Origin of the sequence: Alloalcanivorax sp. C16-2 (assembly GCF_046507615.1) — a bacterium.
GTDB classification, from domain to species: Bacteria; Pseudomonadota; Gammaproteobacteria; order Pseudomonadales; family Alcanivoracaceae; genus Alloalcanivorax; species Alloalcanivorax marinus_A.
In genome coordinates, this window is record NZ_JBKFTL010000004.1 from 102,271 (window position 1) to 127,390 (window position 25,120).

Here is a 25,120-nt window from a genome sequence, read left to right on the forward strand (position 1 = left end):
TCCGTTATGCCGGATTGGCGCGCGTGCTCTTGAGCAGGTCTTCCAGGCTGGCGGCCTTGGGTTTGACCAGCCAGAACTTGCGGCTCATGGCATCGAAATTATCCAGGATGTGCTGACCCCACTCGCTGCCGGTCTCGCCCACGAATTCCTCGATCACGTGGCGCAGATGGCTGCGGTGGGACTCGGTGGATTCGGAACTGATGCGGTGCAGCTCGATCAGCTCCGGATTGACGCGGTCGAAGAAATCATTCTCTTCGTCCAGCACATAGGCGAAACCGCCGGTCATGCCGGCACCGAAGTTGTGGCCGGTGCGGCCCAGCACGGTGACACAGCCGCCGGTCATGTATTCGCAGCAATGATCGCCGGCGCCTTCCACGACCGCGTGCACGCCGGAGTTGCGCACACCGAAACGCTCGCCGGCGGTGCCGGAGGCGAACAGTTTTCCGCCGGTGGCGCCGTACAGGCAGGTGTTACCGACGATGGCGGTGTCCTGGGTCTTGAACGGGCTGCCCTTGGGCGGACGGATCACCACCCGGCCGCCGGCCATGCCCTTGCCGACGTAATCGTTGGCGTCACCTTCCAGGTACAGGTGCAGACCACCGGCGTTGAACACGCCGAAGCTCTGCCCGGCGGTGCCGGTGAAGCGCACGCGGATCGGCGCGCTTTCCATGCCCAGGTTGCCGTGGTGCTTGGCGATCACGCCGGACACGGTGGCGCCCACCGAGCGGTCGCAGTTGGTGATGGTGTAGTGGAAGGAGCCGCCGGACTTGTTCTCCACGGCGGTGCGCATTTCTTCCACCATCTTGCGGTTCAGCTCACCCTTGTCGAACGGCTCATTGCGTTCCACCTGGCAATGGGTGGGCTTGTCCGCCGGGATATGATCGTTGCGCAGCATCGGCGTCAGGTCGAGACGCTTGTGCTTGTCGGTGGCGCCTTCGATGCGCTCGAGCAGATCGGTGCGGCCGATCAGATCGGGCAGGCTCTTCACGCCCAGCGCGGCGAGCAGCTCGCGCACTTCCCGGGCCACGAACGTGAAGTAGTTGATCAGCATGTCCGGGGCACCGATGAAGTGCTCCTGGCGCAGGTCGTCACGCTGGGTGGCCACGCCGGTGGCGCAGTTGTTCAGGTGACAGATGCGCAGGTACTTACAACCCAGCACGATCATCGGCACGGTGCCGAAACCGAACGACTCGGCGCCAAGAATGGCCGCCTTGACCACGTCCAGGCCGGTCTTCAGGCCGCCGTCGGTCTGCAGACGGATCTTGTCGCGAAGATCATTGGCGCGCAGCGCCTGATGGGCCTCGGACAGACCCAGTTCCCAGGGCGAACCGGCGTAGCGGATCGAGGTCAGCGGGCTGGCCGCGGTACCACCATCGTAGCCGGAAATGGTGATCAGGTCGGCGTAGGCCTTGGCCACGCCGGACGCCACCGTGCCGACACCGGGCTCGGACACCAGCTTCACGGACACCTGGGCGTCCGGATTGACCTGCTTGAGGTCGAAGATCAGCTGGGCCAGATCCTCGATGGAGTAGATGTCATGGTGCGGCGGCGGAGAGATCAGGGTCACGCCGGGTACCGAGTGACGCAGCCGCGCGATCAGGGCGTTGACCTTGCCGCCGGGCAGCTGGCCGCCCTCGCCGGGCTTGGCGCCCTGGGCGATCTTGATCTGCAGGACCTCGGCATTGACCAGATAATGCGGGGTCACGCCAAACCGACCGGAGGCGATCTGCTTGATCTTGGATACACGCTCGGTGCCGAAACGGGCCGGGTCCTCGCCGCCCTCGCCGGAGTTGGAGCGACCGCCGAGGCGGTTCATGGCGGTGGCGATGGCCTCGTGGGCCTCCGGACTGAGCGCGCCCAGGGACATGCCCGCGGAATCAAAGCGCGGCAGGATGCTCTCGATCGGCTCGACCTGATCCAGGTCGATGGCGGTGGCGTCCTGGCGCAGACGCAGCAGGTCGCGCAGGGTGGCCACCGGGCGATCGTTGACCAGCGCGGCGAATTCCTTGTACGCCTCGTAATCGTCGTTCTGGGTGGCGCGATGGATAGCGTGCACCACGTCCGGATTGAAAGCGTGGTATTCCTTGCCGTGGATGTACTTGAGCACGCCACCGGCATCCACCGGCTTGCGCTGCTTCCAGGCGTCCTTGGCGATGATTTCCTGGTCGTTCTGGAAATCCTCGAAGCCGGCGCCCTCGATGCGGCTCTGCACGCCCCGGAAGCACAGGTCCACCACGTCGCTGGCGACGCCGATGGCTTCGAACAACTGGGCACCACGGTAGGAGGTGATGGTGGAGATCCCCATCTTGGAGAGGATCTTCATCAGGCCCTTGTTGATGCCCTTGCGGAAGTTCTTCTGCAGCTCCACCGGGTCACCCAGCAGTTCACCGCTGCGCACCATGTCGGCGATCACGTCATAGGCCAGGTACGGGTAGACGGCGGTAGCGCCGAAACCGAACAGCACCGCGAAGTGGTGGGCATCCCGCGCGGTGGCGGTCTCCACGATGATGTTGGCGTCACTGCGCACGCCCTTGGTGGTCAGGTGGTGGTGCACCGCGCCGGTGGCCATCAGGGCATGGATGGTGAGCTGCCCCTGGGCGATACCGTGATCGGACAGCACCAGGATCACCTTGCCATCGGCGACCGCTTTCTCCGCCGTCGCGCACAGATCACGCACCGCCTGCTCCAGGCCGATGCTCGGATCATAGTGCAGACTTAAGCGCTCCTGGGCGTAACCCGGGCGTTCGATCTTGAGCAGGTTGGTGAACTTGGAGTGCGACAGCACCGGGGTGGCCAGGATCGCGCGGTCGGCGTGGTCGGAGGTTTCCTCGAACACATTGCGCTCGGCGCCCACGCAGGTCTCCAGGCTCATCACGATGGCTTCGCGGAGCGGGTCGATGGGCGGATTGGTGACCTGGGCGAATTGCTGCCGGAAGTAGTCGTACAGCGGGCGCTGGCGCTCGCTGAGCACCGCCATGGGGGTATCGTCGCCCATGGAACCGGTGGCTTCCTGGCCGGATTCCGCCAGCGGACGGATCACCTGATCGCGTTCCTCGAAACTGATCTGGAAGAACTTCTGGTAGCTCAGCAGATCCTGGGGATCGATGTCGTCGGTGCGCTCCACCTCGTGGTCGTAGTTGGCCTCGATACGCAGCGCGTTGTCCTTGAGCCATTGACGGTAGGGATGACGCACCTTGAGGCGGTCATCGATGTCCCGGGTGTGCAGCAGCTCGCCCTTCTCGATGTCCACGGCCAGGATCTGGCCGGGGCCGACACGGCCCTTGGCCACCACATCCTCGGGCTGGTAGCTGTACACGCCGATCTCGGAGGACAGGGTGATGAAGCCGTTCTTGGTGATCACCCAGCGGGCCGGGCGCAGGCCGTTGCGGTCCAGCATGCAGACGGCGTAGCGGCCATCGGTCATGACCAGGCCGGCGGGGCCGTCCCAGGGCTCCATGTGCATGGAGTTATATTCGTAGAAGGCACGCAGATCCGCGTCCATCGTGTCCACGTTCTGCCAGGCCGGCGGCACCATCATGCGCACCGCGCGGAACAGGTCCATACCGCCGGCGAGCAACACTTCCAGCATGTTGTCCATGCTCGAGGAGTCGGAGCCGCTGCGGTTAACCAGGGGGCTGAGGTCGCTCAGATTGGGCAGCAGCTCGTTCTCGAACTTGCTTGCCCGGGCCAGCGCCCAGTTGCGGTTACCCTGGATGGTGTTGATCTCGCCGTTGTGGGCCAGGTAGCGGAACGGCTGGGCCAGCGGCCACTGCGGCGAGGTGTTGGTGGAGAACCGCTGGTGAAACACCACGATGGCGGTTTCCATGGATTCGTCGCCGAGATCCGGGAAGAACGCCGGCAGATCCACCGGCATCATCAGGCCTTTGTAGGAGACCACCGAGGCGGACAGGGAACAGACGTAGAAATAACCGTCGTTCTCGATGCGCTTCTCGGCGTGCCGACGGGCGTAGAACAGGCGCCGGTTGAGTTCCTGTTCGGAATCCCCCTCGGCGGCCACCAATACCTGCGCGAAGCCGGGCAGGGACTGTTTGGCCAGATCGCCCAGGCAGGACGGGTCGGTGGGAACATCCCGCCAGCCCAGCACCCGGATGCCCTGGGCCTGGATCTGCTCCTCGATCACCGCCTTCTGCGCGTCGGCGCGCTCGGCCTCGGGGTGGGTGAAGATCATGCCCACGCCATAGGTGTCGGGCAGGTCCACGCCCAGGTCTCCGGCCACCTTGCGGAAGAAGGAGTCCGGCTTTTTCAGCAACAGCCCGCAGCCGTCACCGGTTTTTCCGTCGGCGTTGATCCCGCCCCGGTGTGTCATGCAGGTGAGTGCTTCGATGGCGGTTTGCAAAAGCTCATGGCTGGCCTGCCCCTCCATATGAGAGATCAGGCCGAAGCCGCAGTTGTCCCGGAAATCTCCGGGCTCATAGAGCCCCTGCACCAGCTTGGAATTCTGCTGCATCAAAACCAATCCTCTTGAAATTCAGAGACTTACAGAAGGCGGTACTGACGTCGAAAAGACGGCGACGGCAAAAAAGGGATAGGCATTCTACACGTTGAGCCCATGGGCGACAAACACGACGATGACGCCACCAGGGAAGGTGGCGTCATGAACCAGACGGGTTCGCCGGAGATCAGCGCAGTTCCTTGCGGATTGACCCCATCTCCCGTGGGAAGGGCCCGCCACGGCGCAGCGTTTCGGGCAGGGTTTCACGGGCAGCCAGCGCCGCGTCGCGGCTGGGATAGGGGCCCGCCAGCACCAGATAAACCTTATTGTCGCCTCTTTCCGTCTGGTAGTAGGCGCCCTGGCGGCCGATGCGGTCAAGCACCCCCCGGGCACCGTCCTCACGGCCGGTGGCCACCAACTGCAGGAACCACTCACCGTCGTCCCGGGTGGCCAGCCAGTCCTCCTGGCGGTACCCCAGACGCGCCTCCAGGCCGCTGAGCTCGGGCTGGCTAGCGCTGACGGTGCCCTGCCCGGGGGCGTCATCGTCGGCGGAGGAGTCGTCGGCGGAGGACGGCTCGCGCCCGGCATCCGCCGACGCCGGCGCCTCATCGCCGGCGGGCCGGTCGGCCGGGCGCGGCTCTGGGCGGGCGCGTGGCGCTGGCTCGGCGGTCTGGTTCTGGCCTTCCGGTTCCGCCGGCGGTGCCGGGGCGGTTTCGCCGGTATTTGCTTCGGCGGCCCCGGCCCGCTCCTGGCGGCGGGTTTCCGCCTGCTCGAAATCCGCCGCGTTATCGTGGAATTCGGCCAGCGCGTTGCGGGTCTGTTCCGGGTCGGACACCAGACCATAATCGTGGCCATCCTCGGCGGTTTCCGGCGTCAGGCCGTCACCGGCGGCGTCGCCCCCCTCCGGGTCCACGGTTTGCGCGGGCCGCTGCGGCAAATCCAGGCTCACCACCTGGTCGGCCCCCGGTTCGTCATCGCCGCTGGCCAGCCACAACACCAGCACCACCAGAATCAGCGCGCCTACCGCCAGGCCATGACGCCACGGCACCGGCTTACGGGCCGGCGGCGCGGCCTCCTCGGCACGCTCATCGAGCAGCGCCAGTAAAGGTCCCAGGCGGCCGCCGGTCTCGGCGCGCAAATATTCCGCCTCCCCCTCGTCCAGGGACAGATCGTGGAACTGCTCCGCCAGGGTGGCGACGTCCTCCGCGTCCAGGGGCGGCAATACCAGGGTGTCCACCACGGTAAGGCCACCCTCGCCCACCGACCGCGCGGTGCCCGGCGCGCCACCGAATACATAGGTGAGGCGCTGCCCGAGTTTTTCCTTGAGGGAAGCCATGGTGGCCAGCGCCGCCTCCGGCACCCGGTCGGCATTGTCCACCAGGATCACCAGCCGGTTGCGCGCCAGGGATTGCTTGAGGGTCTCCGCCAGATCGTCGCGCTCGATGCCAAAATGCACCAGCATGGCGTCGACCACCGCGTTGGCGCCCAGGTTGTCGTCGCCGTCCAGGCGGATCAGTTCGTAGTCCCCCACCAGGGACATGGCCAGCATGCCCAGCAGAGTGGACACCCCGCTGCCCGGCTCGCCCTCCAGCACCACCGTGGCGCCTTCATGGGCATGACCGTTCAGAGCATCGAGAAGGTCGCCGCGCTCGGCGCCCTCGTAGAAAAAGTCCTCATCTCTCACAAAAGGCCTCGAGCGTTCGCGTCAATGCGTTCGGATCGTATTCGCCTGTGACCAGGGCATCGCCGATTTGGTTCAGCAGCACCAGCCTCAGGCGCCCGTTCTGTACTTTCTTGTCCAACGCCATGAGATCGTTGAAATCGTCCCGGCCCATGCCCTCGGGCGCCGCCACCGGCAGCGACCAGGCGGCCAGGGCATCACGCACCCGCTCCACGTCGGTGTCGTCCAGCCAGCCCAGTTCCCGGGACATACGCGCCGCCATCACCATGCCGGCGGCCACCGCCTCGCCGTGCAACCAGTCCCGGTAACCGGTGAAGGTCTCCATGGCGTGGCCAAAGGTGTGGCCCAGGTTGAGCAGCGCCCGATTGCCCTGCTCGGTTTCATCGGCGGCCACCACCTCGGCCTTGTTGCGGCAGCTGCGCAGGATCGCTTGCGCCAGCGTCGCCTGCTCGCGGGCGGCCAGCTCCGGCTGGTTATCCAGCAGCCACTGGAAAAACCCGGGATCGCGGATCAGGCCATACTTGATCACCTCGGCCATGCCGGCGGCGAATTCCCGCGCCGGCAGGGTATCCAGCACGGCGGTGTCGATCACCACGGCACGGGGCTGATGGAAGGCACCGATCATGTTCTTGCCGCGCGGGTGATTGACCGCGGTCTTGCCGCCCACGGAGGAATCCACCTGGGCCAGCAGCGTGGTGGGCACCTGGATGAAGTCCACGCCACGCTGGTAGCAGGCCGCCGCGAAGCCGACCATGTCGCCGACCACGCCACCGCCCAGGGCCACCAGGGTGGTGGTGCGCGAATGACGCCTGGCCATCAGGGCGTCGAAGATGGTCTCCAGGGTAGCCAGGTTCTTGTGGCTCTCGCCGTCGGGCAGGATCAGGGTGTCGCACTGCAGATCACCGAGCCCGGCGGTGACCCGCTCCAGATAGAGCGGCGCGATGGTCTCGTTGCTGACCACCATCACCTGGTTGCCACGAACGTGCTCGCGGATCAGGCCGCCGTCGAGCAGACCGCGACCAATATGAATGGGGTAACTGCGCTCACCCAGCGCCACGTCAAGCTTGTGCATAGTGTCTCGAATCGCCGGAAGGGGTTGCCGGCATTATCGGTTGGCGTGTTCGGCCAGACAACCGAGGATCTGGTCGGTGACCTTCTTCAGGTTACCGGAGGCGGTGGATACAACGGCGTGCGCCACGTCCCGATACAGAGGATCACGCGCCTCCAGCAGCGCCTGCAGGCGCGCCTTCGGGTCCTCGGTCCGCAGCAGCGGCCGGTTGCGGTCGTTGCGGGTTCGCGCCAGTTGCAGCTCCACCGGCGTCCACAGATAGATGACACAGCCGCGATCATGCAGATGACGGCGATTTTCCTCCTCGGTCACCGCGCCGCCACCGGTGGCGAGCACGATACCGGGCAGACCGGTCAGCTCATCGATCACGTCCCGCTCGCGGCGACGAAAACCTTCCTCGCCTTCCACATCGAAAATCCACGGGATGTCGGCTCCGGTCTTCTCCTCGATGACCCGATCGGAATCGTAGAACGGACGGTCCAGGACCTGAGCCAGGTGACGGCCCAGGGTGCTCTTGCCAGCCCCCATGGGCCCCACCAGATAAAGAGGGGTTACTGCCTTTTCATTCACCGATTAACCATTGCATCTTTCACCAGGCGAGGCGTGATAAAGATCAGCAGTTCCTGCTTGTTATCACGGTTCACCTTCTTGCGGAACAGGGCGCCCAGCCAGGGGATATCCCCCAGGAAAGGCGTTTTGACCACGGAGTTTACCGTTTCCTGCTGGAAAATGCCGCCCAGAACCACGGTCTCGCCATCGTTCACCAGCACCGTGGTCTCCACCCGGTTGGTGTTGATCGCCGGGCTGTCCAGGTCGGTGCCCAGGGAATCATTGTTCACCTTGAGCTGCATGATCACATCGCCTTCCGGGGTCACCTGGGGGGTAACCTCCAGACGCAGTTCCGCCTCGATGAACTCAACGGCGGTGGCGCCGGACGCGGTGGAGACATTGAACGGCACCTGCTGGCCGGAGGCGATCACCGCCGGCTGCTGGTCGGCGGTGAGCACCTTGGGCGTGGCCACCAGCTCGCCGTGCCCTTCCGCTTCCAGGGCGGACAGCTCCAGTTCGATCAGACCGGAATCCAGCGACGTGAAGCCGATGGAGAAGCGGGTCGCATCGGAGGATTCCACGCCCATGTCGACGATAAGGTCGTTATTTTCCTCTTCGTCGAACTCTTCCATCTCCGTTTCAATCGGATTCTGGCTACGGTCCGCCTCCAGGTTGGCGTAATGCAGGTTGCGCAGCGAGGTATGGCGACCGGAAATACCCCAGCTCTCACCCTCATCCCAGAAACTGCTCTGCCAGCCCAGGCCGCCCCAGCGCACGCCGAACTCGTCGGCCACGTTGGTGCTGGCCACCACCACGCGGGCCTCGATCAGCACCTGCTGAACCGGCACGTCCAGACGCTGAATCAGATCACGAATGCTCTGAAGCCGCTCGGCGGTGTCCTGCACGATCAGGGTGTTGGTGCGCTGGTCCACGCTCACCGAGCCGCGCTCGCTGACCAGGGAGGAGCCGTCGGAACCACCCCGTGACGTAATCAGGCTCTGCAGCTGTTCGGCACGGGCGTAGTTGATGCTGATGTATTCGGTGCGCAGCGGCGCCAGGGTAGCGAGCTGCTTCTGGGCTTCCAGTTCCTGCTTTTCGCGGGCGGCGATTTCATCCGCCGGCGCCACCAGCAACACGTTACCCACCTGACGCTTGTCCAGCCCCTTGGTCTTGAGAATCAGGTCCAGAGCCTGGTCCCAGGGCACGCTCTGCAGGCGCAGGGTGATGCGACCGGTGACGGTGTCGGAAGCCACCAGGTTGAGATCGGTGAAATCGGCGATCAGCTGCAGCACGGAACGCACTTCGATGTCCTGGAAGTTCAGGGACAGCTTCTCGCCGTCATACTTGAAGGCCTCGCGACGCTGGCGCTCCTTCTCGGCGGCGCTGAGCGGCTTGATGTTGATACTGAACTGATTGTCGGCCTGATAGGCCAGGTAATCCCAGGTGCCTTCCGGTTCGATGGTGACCACCGCGCCACCATCGGTGCGCCGGGTATCCACGTAACGCACCGGAGTGGCGAAATCGGTCACGTCCAGGCGGCGCACCAGATCGTCGGCAAGGTCCGCCCCCACGAACCGGGCGATGATCTTGCCCCCTTCCTCGCTCACATCCACCGGCATGGACGCCTTGGACAGACGAATCATGACGCGGCCTTCGCCGTCGGCACCACGCCGGAAGTCAATATCGCGAATCGCCGAGGCGTTGCTGGCCGGGGCCATCGGCGCCGGGCTGGCCGGATCGGTGCTGGGGGTGCGCTGGCCGCCGCCGATGGTGACCACCAGTTGCTGGCCTTCCACCCGGGTGTCATAGCCGGTGAGCTGATCGAGATTGAAGATCAGGCGGGTGCGGTCCTTGGCTTCCACCACGGTCACGCTGCGGGCATTGCCCGAACCCAGGTTATGGCGCTTGATGTCCACGTTACTGGCGGTGCCCAGCAGGTCCAGGGCAATACGCGCCGGCTGCTCGATGCTGTACCCCTTCACCTCCGGCGCGGCGCCCTCGAAATCCAGCCGCACTTCCAGGCCGTCCCCGGGCAGGGTGTTGGCTTGCAGATTGGTCAGCGTGGCCGCCCGTCCCGGGGACATCAGGGCGACTCCCGCCAGAACCAGCAGTGCCGCGATCCAGAGCCGGGGCGCTGCGCTTGTTTTTGTCGACGTGAAGAAAATCATAACTGGCATCCCCAGCAGCAGTTAGTCAGCAAGCGTGATATTGCGGGACCGTTCCACCCAGCCCCCTTGTCCGTCCGGAACGATTTCCACCAGGGCGAGCTGGCCGGCGGAGACTTCCACCACGCGACCGTAATTCTTGCCCATGTAGCTGCCCACCCGCACCCGGGTCACCGAGCCGGACGGGTCCTCGACGAGCGCTTCCAGCGGATTGCCCGGCCGGGTGATGGTGCCCACCATGGCCAACGCATCCAGACTGAAACCCTCCAGGTATTCCTTGGGCCGGCTGAGATCCGGTTCCACCGGTTTGCCCTCCGGCACCTCCAGCAGCTTCTGGTCCTGCGGCGGACTGAACGGCGGACGCAGCTTGTGCGCCGCGTAGCTGTAAGTGGCGATCGGCTTGAACTCCGGCGGCGGCTCGATACGGCCGCGCGGGCGTGCCTTGATCTCCTGCAGGCGGGCGTCGAGCTGGCCGAGATTGGCGCCGCCGCCGCAGCCGGGCAGCAGTGCCGCCACGGCGATGACCATGATCCCCTGCGCGATGGCTTTTCGTGCACTCATCTTGTTCCCCTCAGGAGCGACCGCCCTTCTTGCCTTTGTTCTTGCCCTTGTTGTCGCCGTCGCTGTTGTCCCCGCCTTCCGCGTAACGGTAGGTCTTGGCCGTGATCGCCATGTCCAGCAGCGCGCCGGACGCGCTGCTCTCGTCCTTCACCGGCGTGATCTTGAAATCGTGCAGGGTGACGATACGTGGCAGGGCCGCCACCCCGGAAACGAAGGAGCCGAAGCCGTGATAATCGCCGACCACCTGAATATCGATGGGCAGCTCGGCGTAGAACTCCTTCTTCACCTCGTCCTTGAGCGCGATGGTTTCAAACTCCAGCCCGCTACCGAGCCCGGTGTGGGTAATGTCCTCGAGCAGACCAGGCACCTCGGTATCCCGCGGCAGCTGGCTCTTCAATGTTTCGAAGCGGGCCTCCATTTCCACCAGTTGCTGCCGGTACTGATCCAGGTTGTGGGCCTGGAAGGCCTTCTTTTCATAGCTGTCGAGCAGCGAGGTCTCCTCACGCTCCAGTTGCGCGTGGCGGCTGTTCAGGTCCTTGATGCTGAGAAAATAGCCCAGCAACACAATGATGCCGAACACCAGAATGGCGGCGCCGATCTTCACCGGCAGCGGCCAGCCACCCACGTTCTCGAAATCAAGACTGTTGAGCTCGTCGATCAATTCCCGGACGTCGAGGTTTTTCAGCTCGGACGCTTTCATCGCGCGGCCTCCTCTTCTTCCTCGCTACGCGGCGAGCCTTGCTTGACGGTGAGCACGAAACTGTTGGCCTGCTCGCCCTCGGCGCGATCGTCCGGGTTCAGCGCCCGCACGTTGAGCAGGTTGGGCTCGACGAACCAGTCCGAGGCGTCCAGGTTGCGCATCAGCCGGGAAATGCGGTTGTTGGATTCCGCCACCCCCTCGATGGTATAGCTGTTCCCTCGGCGCTCCACCATGGTGTAGTAGACGCCGTCGGGCAGGGTGCGCACCATCTGGTCAAACACGTAAACGATGGTCGGCCGGTTGCCCTGCAACTCCTGGATTACCTTCATGCGCGCCACCAGCTCGTCACGGCGGCGCTGCAGTTCCTTGATTTCCTTGATCTGGGTGTCCAGCTTGGCGATGGCGCTCTGAATATGGTTGTTGCGGCTCTGCTGGTCGGCGATCTGCCCTTCCACCATGCCCTTCCAAAGCCAGAAAATCAGCCCGGCGATGATCGCCGCGAAGATCAGCATGGCCACGAATTCGTTCTTTTTCTGCTTGCGCCGTTCTTCCCGCCACGGGAGGAGGTTGATGGTGGTGGTCATTGTTCGAAGCTCCTCAGCGCCAGTCCGCAGGCGATCATCAGAGCCGAGGCATCGTTCGCCAGGGCTCTCGCGTTGACCTTGTTGGCCAGCGCCATGTCGGCGAACGGGTCGGCCAGGGAGCAGCCGGTACCGACCTTGTCCTGAATCAGTTCAGGGAGCCCCTGGATCGAGGCGGAGCCGCCCGCCAGCAGGATGTAATCGACTTCATTGAACTGGGTGGAGCCATAGAAAAACTGCAGCGAGCGATTGATCTGCTGCACGATGGCGTCCTTGAACGGGCGCAACACCTCGGACTCGTAATCCTCCGGCAACTCCCCGGTTTTCTTGGCCAGCCCGGCCTCCTCCATGGAGATCCCGTAGCGGCGCTGAATTTCCTCGGTGAGCTGCTTGCCGCCGAACAGTTGCTCACGGGTGTAGACACTGCGGCCTTCATGAAAGACGTTGAGGGTGGTCATGGTGGCGCCGATGTCGAACACCGCCACGGTGTTCAGTTCCTCGGCGTTGGGCAGGGTAGGCAGAAGCATCTGGAAGGTGCGCTCCATGGCGTAGGCTTCCACGTCCACCACCTTCGGCTGCAGGCCGCCGATTTCCAGGGCGTCGGCGCGCATCTCCACGTTCTCGGTGCGCGACGCCACCACCAGCACCTCGGCCCGCTCCGGATTGTCCTGCACCGGGCCCAGCACCTGGAAATCCATGCGTACTTCGTCGAGCGGGAAGGGAATGTACTGATCCGCCTCCACCCGCAACTGGGTCTCCATGTCGTCCTCGCTGAGCGAGGCGTCCATTTCGATGGTCTTGGTGATGGTGGCGGAGCCAGGCACCGCCACGGCGGCGGTTTTCACCCCCGGCCGGGTGTGTCCCACCAGGCGGGCAACCACATCCCCGACGCCCTCCACGTCGTTGATGTTCTTTTCCACCACGGCGTTGGCCGGCAACGGTTCGACGCCATAGCTTTCTACCTTGTACCGGTTCCCCGCCCTGGAGAGCTCCAGCAATTTGACGGCGGTGGAACTGATGTCGATCCCCAGCAGTGTCTGGGCCTTTTTTCTGAGAAAAGGCAGCACAGTCGTCGTCCCGTGTGTTTGTAATGAAGGCTTTTTTGCTTCAAAAATATGTAGTTACGTGGTTTTTATGCCTAACCACTTTAGAAATTAGTAATAACAGAACGGATATTAGATCACAACAACCTTTCCACCGTATAATGACCTGCTTCACGGGTCTGCTAGGCCTTTCTTCCGATCGCCGGAGCAATTGCAACAATATGCGTTTGACCGTCTCCTGGATCCGGGCCCTCGCGCTGCTCGCGCTCGCCGCCATCGCCGGCGGCCTCCTGGTCCTCGCCGCCTGTTACCTCTATCTGGCCCCGCAGCTTCCCGCCGCCGGCGCCATCCGTGAAGTGGAGTATCAGATCCCGCTTCGAATCTACACCGACGACGGCAAGCTGCTCGCCGAATACGGCGAGAAACGCCGGGAACCGGTCACCTACGAGGAGTTGCCGCCATTATTCGTCAGGGCGGTGCTGGCCGCCGAGGACGACCGCTTCTTCGAACACCCCGGTGTCGACCCCAAGGGCTTGCTGCGCGCCGCCGTGGAGCTGGTGCGCTACCATGAGATCCGCTCCGGCGGCTCCACCATCACCATGCAGGTGGCGCGCAACTTCTTCCTCGACCGGGAGCAACGCTTCCTGCGCAAGTTCAACGAGATCGTTCTGGCGATCCAGATCGAGCGCATCCTGAGCAAGGAAGAGATCCTTGAGCTGTACCTGAACAAAATCTACCTGGGCCACCGGGCCTACGGCGCCGAAGCCGCCGCCCAGGTCTACTACGGCAAGCCGATCGGCGAGCTGTCGCTGGCGCAGTGGGCGATGATCGCCGGCCTGCCCAAGGCCCCTTCCGCCTACAACCCGATCACCAACCCGGAACGCGCCCTGGTGCGCCGCAACTGGATTCTGCAGCGCATGGTGAGCGTCGGCGCGATCAGCGAGGAGCAGATGGAAAGCGCCCGCCAGGCGCCGGTGACCGCCCGCTACCACGCCGCCCGTCCCGAAGTGGAAGGTGCCTATGCCGGCGAGATCGCGCGCCTGGCCGCGGAAGACCTGGTCGACCAGGACATCTATACCGAAGGGGTGCGCATCTATACCACCCTGGATGCCGACCGCCAGAATGCCGCCGTCACCGCCCTGCGCCAGGGCCTGCACGCCTATGACGAACGCCATGGCTACCGGGGCCCGCTGGGCCGGGTGGACACCGGCGGGCTACCGGAACTGGGCTGGCCGCAACCCGAGGACACCGAGGCCGCGCCGGACCAGGATCAGCCGGAACCGGAGCTGGCCGAGGAAACCGAGCCGGACCCCACGGACACCCTCGACGACGACCGCGCCGCCTGGGTGGACACCTTCCGCGACCAGACCAGCTATGGGCCGCTACGCACCGCCGTGGTCACCGAGCTGCGAGAACGGCAGGCCGCCGTGCTGCTGGCCGACGGCAAGCAGGCGCTGCTCGACTGGGACGACCTGCGCTGGGCCAAGCCGGCGCTGCGCAAGGGGTATGTGGGCGAAGCACCGAACCAGGCCGCCGATGTGCTGAACCCCGGCGACATTATTTACGTGCGCCCGGTGGGCGCAGGCGAGAACTCACACTGGCGCCTGGCGCAATTGCCCACGGCCCAGTCGGCGATCGTGTCCGTGGACCCGGACAGCGGCGCGGTACGCGCCCTGCAGGGCGGCTACAGCTTCTATGCCTCCAAGTTCAACCGGGCCACCCAGGCACGCCGGCAGGTAGGCTCCGCCTTCAAGCCCTTCGTCTATACCGCGGCCCTGGAGAACGGCTTCACGCCGGCCACCATCATCAATGACGCCCCGGTGGTGTTCGACGACAGCAACCTGGACGAGGCCTGGCGCCCCACCGGCGCCAGCGACCGTTTCTACGGCCCGACGCGGCTGCGCGAAGCGCTGTACCGCTCCCTTAACCTGGTCTCCATCCGTATTCTGCGGCAAATGGGCATCAGCCAGACCATGAATACCCTGGACCGGTTCGGCCTGCCGACAGAAACCTTCCAGCGCGATCTGTCCCTGGCCCTGGGCAGCGCCTCCCTGACCCCGCTGGAGGTGGCCACCGCCTATGCGATCTTCGCCAACGGCGGCTACCGGGTACAGCCGTTCTTCGTGGAACGCATCGAGGATAAGAACGGCAAGGTGCTGTGGAAGGCACCCGAGGTGGAGATGTGCGAGGCGCCCTGCGCCGTGGTCGCCGACACCGACAGCGTGCCGGAGAGCACGCCGGATTCCGACGACGAGGGCCGCTTCGTTCAACCGCCCCCCGTGAAGGCGCCCCGGGTGATCGACGCCGATGTGGTCTGGTTGATGAACTCCATCCTCCACGACGTGGTGGTGCGCGGCACCGGTCGTGATGCGCGCCGCCTGGGCCGCGACGACCTGCACGGCAAGACCGGCACCACCAATGATCAGGTGGATGCCTGGTTCTCCGGCTTCTCGCCGGCCCTGGTGGCCACCGTCTGGGTGGGCTTCGACAACCCCGCCACCCTGGGCTGGGGGGAGTATGGTGGCCGTGCCGCCCTGCCAATCTGGATCGACTACATGGGCAAGGCCCTGGACGGCGTGCCCGAACAGCATCCGCCGCAGCCGCCGGGCGTGGTGTCCGTGCGCATTGATCCGGAAAGCGGCCTGCGCGCCCGCCCGGAGAACGATGACGCCATCTTCGAATACTTCCGCCGCGACAATGTGCCGGAACTGGAAGCCCCCCACAGCAATGATGGCCGCAGCCCCGAGCAGATTTTCTAAAGCAACGGGCCACGTCCATCGCGGCTTCAGCCGCGAACAAAAAAGGCCGGCGAATGCCGGCCTTTTCCGTGGGGCGAGAAGAACAGCGCGCTTCAGAGTTCCGGGAAGATCTCATCCAGCGAATTGAGCGGGTAATGGGACGGGTAGCCCTTGCGGGCCACGCCGGATTCCACCGCCGCGTTGGCCACCGCCGCGGTCACCCGCCCCAGCAGGCGCGGATCGTTGGGCTTGGGAATGATGTAGTCGGCGCCGAATTTCAGCTCGCCGCCGCCGTAAGCGTCCAGCACCTCCTTGGGCGGCGCCTCGCGCACCAGCTCGGCGATGGCGTGCACGGCGGCGATCTTCATTTCCTCGTTGATGGACGTGGAGCGCACGTCCAGGGCGCCCCGGAACATGTACGGGAAACACAGCACGTTGTTCACCTGGTTCGGGTAGTCCGAGCGGCCAGTGGCGATGATCGCGTCGGCGCGGGCCGCCTTGGCCACCTCCGGGCGGATCTCCGGGTCCGGGTTGGCCAGGGCGAAGATGATCGGCTTGGGCGCCATCTTCTTGACCATTTCCGAGGTCAGCATGTCCGGGCCGGACACGCCAATGAACACGTCCGCGCCGTCCACGGCGTCGTCCAGGGTGCGCTTGTCGGTGTCGTTGGCCAGCGCCGCCTTGTACTGATTGAGGTCGTCACGGCGGCTGTGGATCACGCCCTTGCGGTCCAGCACCAGGATGTTTTCCTTGCGCGCGCCCATTTCGATCAGCAACCGCACGGAGGCGACGCCGGCGGCGCCGGCGCCCACGCACACCACCTTGATGTCCTGGATGCGCTTACCCTGGATCTCCAGGGCGTTGAGCAGACCGGCGCCGACCACGATGGCGGTGCCGTGCTGGTCATCGTGGAACACCGGCACGTCGCACTGCTCCTTGAGCACGCGCTCGATCTCGAAGCATTCCGGCGCGCGGATGTCTTCCAGATTGATGCCGCCGAAGGTGCGGTGAATGCGCATCACGGTGTCGATGAACGCCTGCGGGTCCTCGGCGTCCACCTCGATATCGAACACGTCGATACCGGCGAACAGCTTGAACAGGATGCCCTTGCCTTCCATCACCGGCTTGGAGGCCAGCGCCCCCAGATTGCCCAGGCCGAGAATCGCGCTGCCGTCGCTGATCACCGCCACCAGATTGCCCTTGGACGTGAACCGGTAGGCCAGTTCCGGTTCGCGCGCGATCTCGCGCACCGGCTCCGCCACCCCGGGGCTGTATGCCAGGCTGAGGTCGCGGCTGGTCGCCGCCGGCTTGGTCACCTCAACGCTGATCTTCCCCGGACGCGGTTTGGCGTGATATTCCAGGGCCGCCTTTTTCAGATCCTCGGACATGGGGGTCTCCACAAACACTCAATAACAAAAACAGACTTTGAAAAGTAAAAAGCACCCTGGCGGGTGCTTTTCACAGGCAAGACGAAGCGCTTTATAGTCGTTACTGATTCTTGCCTGAGCGCATCATGCCGAAACGCTGCTTGAACTTGTCGATCTGGCCACCGCTGTCGGCCTGCTTCTGCTTGCCGGTGTAGAAGGGGTGGCAGGCGGAGCACACGTCCACTTCATAGCTGCCGCCACGGGTGGACCGGGTTTCGATCACGTTCCCACAGCTGCAGGTAATGGACACGTCCTGGTAATCGGGATGAATCTCTGGTTTCATAGCAAAGCTCCTTCGGGTGTCGCTACCCGAGCCGATCGTCGGGCACCACACTGGCTTGCGCCGGGCAAAAGTGAAGGCGAATCATAACAGCTTGACACCGATGCGCAAGAGATAACCGGACCGCTCCCCGTGCCGTCTCCATCCGTTGTACAGGTCGCCCTGCCGGTCCCCCTCCCCGGCTGTTTCGACTACCGTCTGCCCCCCGGCGTCGCGGCGCCCGCCCGCGGTTGCCGCGTGGAAGTGCCGTTCGGTCGCCGTACCCTGGTGGGGCTGGTTCATGACCACCAACCCAGCGAGCTGAAACAGCTCAAAACCGTCAAACAGGTGCTCGACGACGAGCCGGTCATCGACCCGGCTCTGTATGCCCTGTGCGAACGGGCCGCCCGTTACTACCACCATCCCCTGGGCGAGGTGCTCAACTTCGTGCTGCCGGCGCTGTTGCGTCAGGGCCAGCCGGCCCGCGCCGGCGGCGAGGTGCGCTGGCGCCTCACCGACCGGGGTCGCCACGTGGACCCGGAACGTCTGGCGCGGGCACCACGCCAGCGCCAGGCCCTGGAGCTGCTCGGCGAGCACCCGCGCGGCCTGACCCCCGCCATGCTGGAAGCGCTGTCGGTATCACGACCGGCCCTGCAGGCCCTGCGCGACAAGGAGTGGGTGGAACGGGTGGAGGTGGCCGAGGCGCCACCGCCGGAGGTGGACGAAGTCCGCGCCGAACCGGCCCTGCGGGCCAATGCCGAGCAACGGGCCGCCATCGAGGCAATCATCGCCGCGGAGGGTTTTCAGCCATTCCTGCTCGACGGCGTCACCGGCAGCGGCAAGACCGAGGTCTACCTGCAGGCGATGGCGCCGGTTCTGGCCGCCGGCAAACAGGTACTGGTGCTGGTGCCGGAAATCGGCCTCACCCCACAGACCCTGCGCCGTTTCCGCCAACGCTTCGCGGTGCCGGTGACGGTGTTGCATTCCGGCCTCACCGATCGCGAACGGCTGGACGCCTGGGTGGCGGCCCGGGACGGTCACGCGCGCATTCTCATCGGCACCCGCTCGGCGGTGTTCACTCCCCTGGCGCGCCCGGGCCTGATCATCGTCGACGAAGCCCACGACGCCTCCCTGAAACAACAGGACGGCTTTCGTTACCACGCCCGCGACCTGGCTACCTGGCGCGCCCAGCAACTGGCGGTGCCGGTGGTCCACGGCAGCGCCACCCCGGCCCTGGAAACCCTGCAGCTGGCCCGCGACGGCCGCTACCACTGGCTGCGCCTGCGCCAGCGGGCCGGCGGCGCCGGCGCGCCGCCCATCGAGCTGCTGGACGCCCGCGACACTCCCCCGGACCGGCCACTGCTGCCCACCGCCCTTAAGGCGATCACCGAAACCCTGGCCCGTGGCGAGCAGGCCCTGGTGTTCCTGAACCGGCGCGGCTTCGCGCCGGTGATCCTGTGCCGCGACTGCGGCTGGCAGGACGAATGCCCGCGCTGCGACAGCCTGATGACCTGGCACCGCAGCGAGCACCAGCTACGCTGCCACCATTGCGGCCACCAGCACCGGGTGCCGCAACGATGCGGCCACTGCGGTTCCACCAACCTCACCGACGCCGGCGCCGGCACGGAAAAGCTGGAGAGCCTGCTCGCCGAGCACTGCGACGCGCCGGTGGTACGCATCGACCGCGACACCACCCGTCGCAAGGGCAGCCTGGACGCCAAGCTGGCGCAGATCCAGAAAGGCGAGCCGGCGGTGCTGGTGGGCACCCAGATGCTGGCAAAAGGCCATCATTTCCCGCGCCTGAGTCTGGCGGTGATCATGAACATGGACGCCGGCTTTCTCAGCGCCGACTTCCGAGGGCCGGAGCAGGCCGCCCAGTTGCTGTTGCAGGTGGCCGGCCGCAGCGGTCGTCAGGATCGCCCCGGCCGGGTACTGATGCAAAGCCGCCACGGCGACCATAACCTGGTGCGCCTGGCCGCCGCCGGCGACTATCACGCCCTCGCCGACACCCTGCTCGAGGAGCGGCGCGGCGCCGGCCTGCCGCCGTTCGGCCACCTGGCCCTGCTGCGCTGCGAGGCGATGACCATGGAACAGGCCATGGGCTTCCTGGAGGAATGCACCGCCCAACTACCGCAAGTGGCCGGCGCCCACGTGCTCGGGCCGGTGCCCGCGCCCATGGAAAAAAGGGCCGGACGCTACCGCGCCCAGTTGCTGGTGCAAAGCGCCAGCCGCCCCGCCCTGCATGGCCTGCTGGATGCCCTCATGCCCCTGGCCCGGTCACTGCCCTCGGGCCGGCGCTGCCGCTGGCACCTGGACGTGGACCCCATCGATCTGCTCTGACCCTGGCCGCCATCGAAAATAGCGATGGCAATAAGTCATGCAACTTGACTAAAATGGCCGCCTTCCCAAGCGCCCCGGCGCTTTCATTCCCGGCCAGGAGAGCTGCATGAGCCAGGTCGACGCCCTGTTCGACCGCTACGGCACCCGTTATCGAATCTGGGTCACCCTCACCGTGATGCTCGGCCTGGTGGCGCTGGGCATGTCGATCACCATCGTCAACGTGGCCATACCTTATATAAAGGGCGCCTTCGGCATGAGCGACAGCCAGGTGCAGTGGCTGTCCACCGGCTTCCTCGCCTCCACCACCGTCTCCCTGCTGATCGCCCCCTGGCTGGTGTCGGCGGTGGGCCAGCGCGCCACGTTCATGGGCCTGCTGATGGTGTTCATCGCCGCCTCCTTCCTGGGCGGCCTGGGCCAGAGCATGGCCATGCTGATCGCCGCCCGGGTCATCCAGGGCGGCATGACCGGGCTGATCCGGCCGGTGGCCATGGAAGCCCTGTTCGCCGCCTACCCGCCGCAGAACCGGGGCATGGCCACCGCCATGTACGGCATGTGCCTGGGCCTGCCACTGACCCTGGCCACGGTGATCGGCGGCTGGCTGGTGGAGCACTTCACCTGGCGCTATGTGTTCTTTATCACCCTGCCAATCTGCGTGGCGGCGGTGGTGATGGGCTTCTTCTTCCTGCCCGGCCGCGAACAAAAAGGCCCCCGGTCACCATTCGACTGGGCCGGCGTGGTGCTGCTGTTCACCGCCGTGTTCACGGTGCTGGCGGCATTGTCCAATGGCCAGCGCTGGGGCTGGGACGATCCGCGCGTCCCGATCCTGCTGCTGGCGGGCCTGTCCTGCGGCACCGCCTTCATTGTCTGGCAAAAACGCACCGCCCACCCGCTGCTGGACCTGGCGATCTTCCGCAACCGGGTGTTCGTCACCGGTACCCTGGCCATGTTCCTGTTCGGCGGGACCTTCTACGGCATCATGTACCTGCTGCCCCAGTTCGTGCAGTCGATCCTTCACTACAGCCCGATCTCCGCCGGGCAAATCTTCCTGCCTTCCACCGCGGTACTGGCGGTGCTGGTGCCCATGGTGGGCCGGCTCAGCGACCGCTATCCGCCGCACTGGATCACCCTGCCGGGGCTGGCCTGCACCCTGGCGGCGGTGTGGCTGATGACGCACATGGACTGGAACACCAGCTTCAACTATCTGGCCGTGGCCATGGCGGTGCTGTCCATCGGCATGGCGGCTTTTCCGCCGCCAACCCTGTCCAAGTCCATCGCCGCGCTGCCGCCCCGACTCACCGGCCACGGCTCCGGCGCCATCAACTTCGCCATGCAACTGGGCGGCGCCATGGGCACCGCCGCCCTGGTGATCCTGCTGGACCGGCGTACCGCCAGCCATGGCCAGCACCTCAACGCCGGGGTGCACGCCGGCAACAGCCTCGCCCAACAGCAACTGGGGCAGCTCGCCGAGCTGGCCGACCGGTTGGGCATTCCGGCCACCCAGCAGGGCGCCATCGCCGGCCATCTGATGGGCCGGATGGAAACCATCTGGGCCTCGATCCTGGCCTACCAGGACGGCTTCTGGGTTCTGGTCGCCAGCCTGGTGGTGGTGGCGATCCCCTCCCTGGTACTAAGCCGCCTGGGCCGGCCCGCCCACGCCCGATGAACTTATTCACGTGACCGAATCAAGGATTGCACCATGACTTCGTCCACCTCCGCTTCACCTCGTCGCCCGTCACGGCGACTCAAGCTCACCGCCCTGACGCTCCTGGTGCTGCTGTGCCTGGTATGGATGGCGTTCGCCATCGTTCACCGCCTCACCCATGTGAGCGCCCAGGACGCGCGGATCATGGCCAGCCAGGTCACCGTGAGCAGCCGCCTGGATGGCTGGGTCACCGATTTCACCATCACCGAAGGCGACCGGCTCGCCAAAGGCGACACCGTAGCGCGCCTGTACAGCGAGCCGGAACAACGGCGCCTGGCCTCCCTGGAAGCCGAGGTCGCCACCGTGCAGGCCAGGCTCGACTACGAGCGCACCCGGCTGGAGCTGGGCCAGCGGCAATTCGAGGGCGGCCTGACCATCACCAGCCAGGAACTGGACTCCGCCAAGGCCGCCGAGGAAGCCGCCCGCTCACGCCTGACCAGCGCCCGGGAGGACTACAAACGCACCGAGGCGCTGTATAAGAAGGGCTCCATCTCCAAACAGCGCCGCGACCAGGACTATTACGCCTATCAAACCGCCCGCGCCGAGTATCAACGTGCCAAGCAGGAAGTGGCGGTGAGTCAGTCCCAGGCCGACAACGCCCATGTGGGCTTCCTGAACGGCGTCCAGGTGCCGCTGCCGCCGCCGGAAGTGATGCGATCACGCATTAAGGTGGCGGAAAACGAACTCGCCCGGGCGCGCGCGGACCTGGAAGAGGAGCAGGTACGCCTGCGTGACCTTCAGGTCCCCAGCCCGATTGGCGGGGTGGTCAACAAGACCCTGGTGGACCAGGGCGAATACGTGAGCGCCGGGCAGCCGCTGCTGATGATGCACGACCCGGACGACCTGTGGGTGGAGGCCAACATCAAGGAAACCGACATCGGCGAACTGCGCCCGGGCCAGCCGGTGGCGATCACCGTGGACGCCTACCCGGACCAGCACTTCGCCGGCGAAGTGCGCATCGTCGGCCGCGCCGCCACCAGCCAGTTCGCGCTGCTGCCCGACCCGAACCCGTCCGGCAACTTCACCAAGATCACCCAGCGCATCCCCGTGCGCATCGCCATCACCGATGGCCCGCTGGAACGCATCGGCCCGGGGATGATGGTGGAGGTGGACATCGACGTGAGCGGCGGCTGAGGCCCGGATGCCGCCCCCGGGGGCGGCATTCCGCTGCGCTTTGCCGTACAATCGGCGGCCCAATCCATGGCCCCGGAACAACATGAAAGACCGTCTTGTCGCCCTGATCGAGCAAGCGCTGGAAAGCCTGACCGCCAACGGCACTCTGCCCGCCGACGCGCGGCGGCCGGTGCAGATCGATCGCACCAAGGACAAAAGCCACGGCGATTTCGCCACCAACATCGCACTGATGCTGGCCAAGCCGGCGGGCATGAAGCCCCGCGACCTGGCCCAGGCCCTGGTGGATGCCCTGCCCGAGGATCGGGCGGTGGCCAGGGTGGACATCGCCGGCCCTGGCTTCATCAACTTCTTCCAGGCGGAGAGCTGGCTCACCGATCAACTGGAAGCCGCCCTCGCCGACGCGCACCTGGCGGTGCCGCGCCCGGCGCGCACCCAGACCGTGGTGCTCGACTACTCCTCGCCGAACCTGGCCAAGGAAATGCACGTCGGCCACCTGCGCTCCACCATCATCGGCGACGCCGTGGCGCGCACCCTGGATTTCCTCGGCCACAAGGTGGTGGCGCAGAACCACGTGGGCGACTGGGGCACCCAGTTCGGCATGCTGTTGGCCTACCTGGAGGAGCGCAAGGACGAGGATGGCGACCAGGCTCTGAGCCGCGAGCTGTCCGACCTGGAAAATTTCTACCGGGCCGCCAAGAAGCGATTCGACGAATCCGATGAATTCGCCGACCGCGCCCGCGCCCTGGTGGTCAAGCTGCAATCCGGCGACGACTACTGCCTGAAGCTGTGGCGGGAATTCAACCAGGTGTCGCTGAGCCACTGCTTCGCCGTCTATGAGCGCCTGGGCGTGCGACTGGGACCGGACGATGTGCGCGGCGAAAGCGCCTACAACGACGATCTGCCCAAGGTGGTGGCCGACCTGGACGCCGCCGGCCTGCTCACCGAGGATCAGGGCGCGCGCTGCGTGTTCCTGGACGAGTTCAAGAACAAGGACGGCGACCCGCTGCCGGTGATCGTGCAAAAAGCCGGCGGCGGCTATCTGTACGCCACCACCGACCTGGCCGCCGTGCGCTATCGCGCCAACACCCTGGGCGGCGACCGGCTGCTGTACTTCGTGGATCAGCGCCAGGCGCTGCATTTTCAGCAGATCTTCGCGGTAGCCCGCAAGGCCGGTTTCGTCGACGATCATGTGGCCCTGGAGCATCTTGGCTTCGGCACCATGAACGGCCCCGATGGTCGCCCCTTCAAGACCCGCGACGGCGGCACCGTGAAGCTGATCGATCTGCTCGACGAGGCGGAACAGCGCGCCTACGACCTGGTGAAGTCCAAGAATGGCGACCTGGGCGAGGACGAGGCCCGCGCCATCGCCCGGGCGGTGGGCATCGGCGCGGTGAAATACGCCGACCTCAGCAAGAACCGCACCAGCGACTACATCTTCGATTTCAACCAGATGCTCAGCTTCGAGGGCAACACCGCCCCCTACCTGCTGTACGCCTATACCCGGGTGGTGAGCGTGTTCCGCAAGGCGGGCCTGAGCCTGAACCAGGTCGGCGACCTGAACGGCGATTTCCGGCTCGACCAGGACGCGGAGCAGGCCCTGGCCGCCCGCCTGGTGCAGTTCGGCGAAGTGGTGGAACAGGTGGCCGCCAAGGGCCAGCCGCACTTCCTGTGCGCCTACCTGTTCGACCTGGCCGGCCTGTTCTCGGCCTTCTATGAGCATTGCCCGATTCTGGCCGCCGAGGACGAGGCGCTGAAAACCAGCCGCCTGAAGCTGGCGGCGCTGACCGCCCGTACCCTGGCGCGCGGCCTGAACCTGCTGGGTCTGGAACCACTGGAGCGCATGTAATGGCGAAGAACACCCGCCGTGGCGCCAGCCGCGGTCGCAGCGGCAAGCAACAGAACCGCCGTCAGATCCCGGGTTGGGTATGGCTGTTCACCGGCGCCGTGGCCGGCCTGTTCGTGGCCTTCCTGGTGCATCTGGCCCACGTGCAGATGGAGCAGGGCGACGGCCCGCGCGCTGCCGACAAGACGCCGGCGCCGGCCCGGTCCGAGGAGCCCGAGCCGGCCGATAAGGACGACGGCGACAGCGAACCCAAGTTCGATTTCTACGCGGTGTTGCCGAAGATGGAAGTGATCGTGCCCAAGGGCGACGACGAGGAACGCCCGTCCAAACCGGTCAAGGAAGCCCGGCCCGCGACCTCGTCCGAGGACGACGACGCCCCGGTGGCCGGCCGCCACGACCAGCGCTTCGTTCTGCAGGCGGGCAGCTTCCGCAACCAGAAGGACGCCGACCGGCGCCGCGCGGAACTGATCCTCAAGGGCTACGACGTGCGCATCCAGCCGGTTAAGCTGGAGAACGGCGACACCTGGCACCGGGTGATGATCGGCCCCTACAACAACATCAACGCCCTGCATCGGGCCCAGGACAAACTCGCCGCCAACGGGGTGGAGACCCTGCCGATCCAGCTTAAGGAATAGGGCTGGACGCTGGCACGCTGGCACGCTGGCACGCTGGCACGCAACACGCTAAACCCGCTGCCGGGATGATTGCAGTGTTTTTCGGGAATAAGAGGTATAGCCGGCCCCTCACTCCGCCCCGCCAGGAAACACACCAAGCCTCTCCACCCTGGGTTTAGCGTGTTGCGTGTTGCGTGCTGGCGTGCCGGCGCGCTGGCGTCCCCACCACCTTGAATTTCCCCACCCCCACCCACACATCGA

At 65.6% G+C, this 25,120-nt stretch carries 17 protein-coding genes; 6 read left to right on the forward strand and 11 right to left on the reverse strand.

All coding sequences use genetic code 11. The annotated features are described in order from the left end of the window. Positions 1-4 precede the first annotated feature (4 nt). From gltB to ACLD02_RS15825, 9 genes are all read right to left on the reverse strand, one after another. Positions 5-4,468 carry a glutamate synthase large subunit gene (gltB, locus tag ACLD02_RS15785; protein WP_203105871.1) on the reverse strand — a complete coding sequence of 1,488 codons (4,464 nt, stop codon included), beginning with the start codon at positions 4,466-4,468 and terminating at the stop codon, positions 5-7. Between the two features lie 172 nt (positions 4,469-4,640). Beyond that, the gene (locus ACLD02_RS15790) at positions 4,641-6,137 is read right to left on the reverse strand and encodes an SPOR domain-containing protein (RefSeq protein WP_410299128.1); all 1,497 of its coding nucleotides are present in this window, start codon (positions 6,135-6,137) and stop codon (positions 4,641-4,643) included. Continuing rightward, entirely contained in the window at positions 6,127-7,206 is a 1,080-nt protein-coding gene (gene aroB, locus ACLD02_RS15795) for a 3-dehydroquinate synthase (RefSeq protein ID WP_203105873.1), read from the reverse strand. Before aroB ends, ACLD02_RS15790 begins: the two co-directional genes overlap by 11 nt. 33 nt (positions 7,207-7,239) lie before the next feature. Next, the gene (aroK, locus tag ACLD02_RS15800; protein ID WP_338015251.1) at positions 7,240-7,773 is read right to left on the reverse strand and encodes a shikimate kinase AroK; all 534 of its coding nucleotides are present in this window, start codon (positions 7,771-7,773) and stop codon (positions 7,240-7,242) included. After that, positions 7,770-9,836, reverse strand: a complete 2,067-nt coding sequence (pilQ, locus tag ACLD02_RS15805; protein WP_238401173.1) for a type IV pilus secretin PilQ family protein — start codon at positions 9,834-9,836, stop codon at positions 7,770-7,772. The genes aroK and pilQ overlap by 4 nt, the downstream gene beginning before the upstream one ends. A gap of 105 nt (positions 9,837-9,941) precedes the next feature. Next, positions 9,942-10,478 (reverse strand): pilus assembly protein PilP, encoded by a 537-nt coding sequence (locus tag ACLD02_RS15810; RefSeq protein WP_238401174.1) that lies wholly within the window; start codon positions 10,476-10,478, stop codon positions 9,942-9,944. Positions 10,479-10,488: 10 nt separating this feature from the next. Next, positions 10,489-11,178 (reverse strand): type 4a pilus biogenesis protein PilO, encoded by a 690-nt coding sequence (locus ACLD02_RS15815; RefSeq protein ID WP_203105875.1) that lies wholly within the window; start codon positions 11,176-11,178, stop codon positions 10,489-10,491. Next, a complete protein-coding gene (locus ACLD02_RS15820) occupies positions 11,175-11,762 on the reverse strand; it encodes a PilN domain-containing protein (RefSeq protein WP_203105876.1) in 588 nt (195 codons plus the stop codon). Before ACLD02_RS15820 ends, ACLD02_RS15815 begins: the two co-directional genes overlap by 4 nt. Then, positions 11,759-12,826: a type IV pilus assembly protein PilM gene (locus tag ACLD02_RS15825; RefSeq protein ID WP_203105877.1), complete on the reverse strand. Its 1,068-nt coding sequence runs from the start codon at positions 12,824-12,826 to the stop codon at positions 11,759-11,761. The genes ACLD02_RS15820 and ACLD02_RS15825 overlap by 4 nt, the downstream gene beginning before the upstream one ends. A 197-nt stretch (positions 12,827-13,023) precedes the next feature. On the opposite strand from ACLD02_RS15825, the gene ACLD02_RS15830 reads away from it, so the two are divergent. Then, complete coding sequence (locus tag ACLD02_RS15830; protein WP_203105878.1) at positions 13,024-15,561, forward strand: penicillin-binding protein 1A; 2,538 nt, start codon at positions 13,024-13,026, stop codon at positions 15,559-15,561. Between the two features lie 92 nt (positions 15,562-15,653). Here ACLD02_RS15830 and ACLD02_RS15835 read toward each other — a convergent pair whose 3' ends face one another. After that, a complete protein-coding gene (locus ACLD02_RS15835) occupies positions 15,654-16,928 on the reverse strand; it encodes a malic enzyme-like NAD(P)-binding protein (RefSeq protein ID WP_203105879.1) in 1,275 nt (424 codons plus the stop codon). Positions 16,929-17,028: 100 nt separating this feature from the next. Further along, the gene (rpmE, locus tag ACLD02_RS15840) at positions 17,029-17,250 is read right to left on the reverse strand and encodes a 50S ribosomal protein L31 (protein WP_203105880.1); all 222 of its coding nucleotides are present in this window, start codon (positions 17,248-17,250) and stop codon (positions 17,029-17,031) included. A 129-nt stretch (positions 17,251-17,379) separates the two neighbouring features. Here rpmE and ACLD02_RS15845 point away from each other — a divergent pair, with 129 nt between their 5' ends. The 5 genes from ACLD02_RS15845 to ACLD02_RS15865 all read left to right on the forward strand — a co-directional run bounded on the left by ACLD02_RS15845 (position 17,380) and on the right by ACLD02_RS15865 (position 24,880). After that, on the forward strand, positions 17,380-19,566 hold the full coding sequence (locus ACLD02_RS15845) for a primosomal protein N' (RefSeq protein ID WP_410299129.1): 2,187 nt from the start codon (positions 17,380-17,382) through the stop codon (positions 19,564-19,566). Between the two features lie 106 nt (positions 19,567-19,672). Then, positions 19,673-21,229, forward strand: a complete 1,557-nt coding sequence (locus ACLD02_RS15850) for a DHA2 family efflux MFS transporter permease subunit (RefSeq protein ID WP_410299130.1) — start codon at positions 19,673-19,675, stop codon at positions 21,227-21,229. Between the two features lie 33 nt (positions 21,230-21,262). Continuing rightward, positions 21,263-22,402 (forward strand): HlyD family secretion protein, encoded by a 1,140-nt coding sequence (locus ACLD02_RS15855; protein ID WP_410299131.1) that lies wholly within the window; start codon positions 21,263-21,265, stop codon positions 22,400-22,402. A gap of 82 nt (positions 22,403-22,484) precedes the next feature. Further along, the gene (gene argS / locus ACLD02_RS15860; protein ID WP_203105884.1) at positions 22,485-24,248 is read left to right on the forward strand and encodes an arginine--tRNA ligase; all 1,764 of its coding nucleotides are present in this window, start codon (positions 22,485-22,487) and stop codon (positions 24,246-24,248) included. Next, positions 24,248-24,880 carry an SPOR domain-containing protein gene (locus tag ACLD02_RS15865; RefSeq protein WP_410299132.1) on the forward strand — a complete coding sequence of 211 codons (633 nt, stop codon included), beginning with the start codon at positions 24,248-24,250 and terminating at the stop codon, positions 24,878-24,880. The genes argS and ACLD02_RS15865 overlap by 1 nt, the downstream gene beginning before the upstream one ends. The last annotated feature ends 240 nt before the right edge of the window (positions 24,881-25,120 follow it).

What these genes read in the sequence shown, in the direction of transcription:
- gltB (WP_203105871.1), bottom strand. Translation starts at nt 4,468, where the DNA reads ATGCAGCAGAATTCCAAGCTGGTGCAGGGGCTCTATGAGCCCGGAGAT.
- aroB (WP_203105873.1), bottom strand. Translation starts at nt 7,206, where the DNA reads ATGCACAAGCTTGACGTGGCGCTGGGTGAGCGCAGTTACCCCATTCAT.
- pilQ (WP_238401173.1), bottom strand. Translation starts at nt 9,836, where the DNA reads ATGTCCCCGGGACGGGCGGCCACGCTGACCAATCTGCAAGCCAACACC.
- ACLD02_RS15810 (WP_238401174.1), bottom strand. Translation starts at nt 10,478, where the DNA reads ATGAGTGCACGAAAAGCCATCGCGCAGGGGATCATGGTCATCGCCGTG.
- ACLD02_RS15815 (WP_203105875.1), bottom strand. Translation starts at nt 11,178, where the DNA reads ATGAAAGCGTCCGAGCTGAAAAACCTCGACGTCCGGGAATTGATCGAC.
- ACLD02_RS15820 (WP_203105876.1), bottom strand. Translation starts at nt 11,762, where the DNA reads ATGACCACCACCATCAACCTCCTCCCGTGGCGGGAAGAACGGCGCAAG.
- ACLD02_RS15830 (WP_203105878.1), top strand. Translation starts at nt 13,024, where the DNA reads ATGCGTTTGACCGTCTCCTGGATCCGGGCCCTCGCGCTGCTCGCGCTC.
- ACLD02_RS15835 (WP_203105879.1), bottom strand. Translation starts at nt 16,928, where the DNA reads ATGTCCGAGGATCTGAAAAAGGCGGCCCTGGAATATCACGCCAAACCG.
- rpmE (WP_203105880.1), bottom strand. Translation starts at nt 17,250, where the DNA reads ATGAAACCAGAGATTCATCCCGATTACCAGGACGTGTCCATTACCTGC.
- ACLD02_RS15850 (WP_410299130.1), top strand. Translation starts at nt 19,673, where the DNA reads ATGAGCCAGGTCGACGCCCTGTTCGACCGCTACGGCACCCGTTATCGA.
- ACLD02_RS15855 (WP_410299131.1), top strand. Translation starts at nt 21,263, where the DNA reads ATGACTTCGTCCACCTCCGCTTCACCTCGTCGCCCGTCACGGCGACTC.
- argS (WP_203105884.1), top strand. Translation starts at nt 22,485, where the DNA reads ATGAAAGACCGTCTTGTCGCCCTGATCGAGCAAGCGCTGGAAAGCCTG.
- ACLD02_RS15865 (WP_410299132.1), top strand. Translation starts at nt 24,248, where the DNA reads ATGGCGAAGAACACCCGCCGTGGCGCCAGCCGCGGTCGCAGCGGCAAG.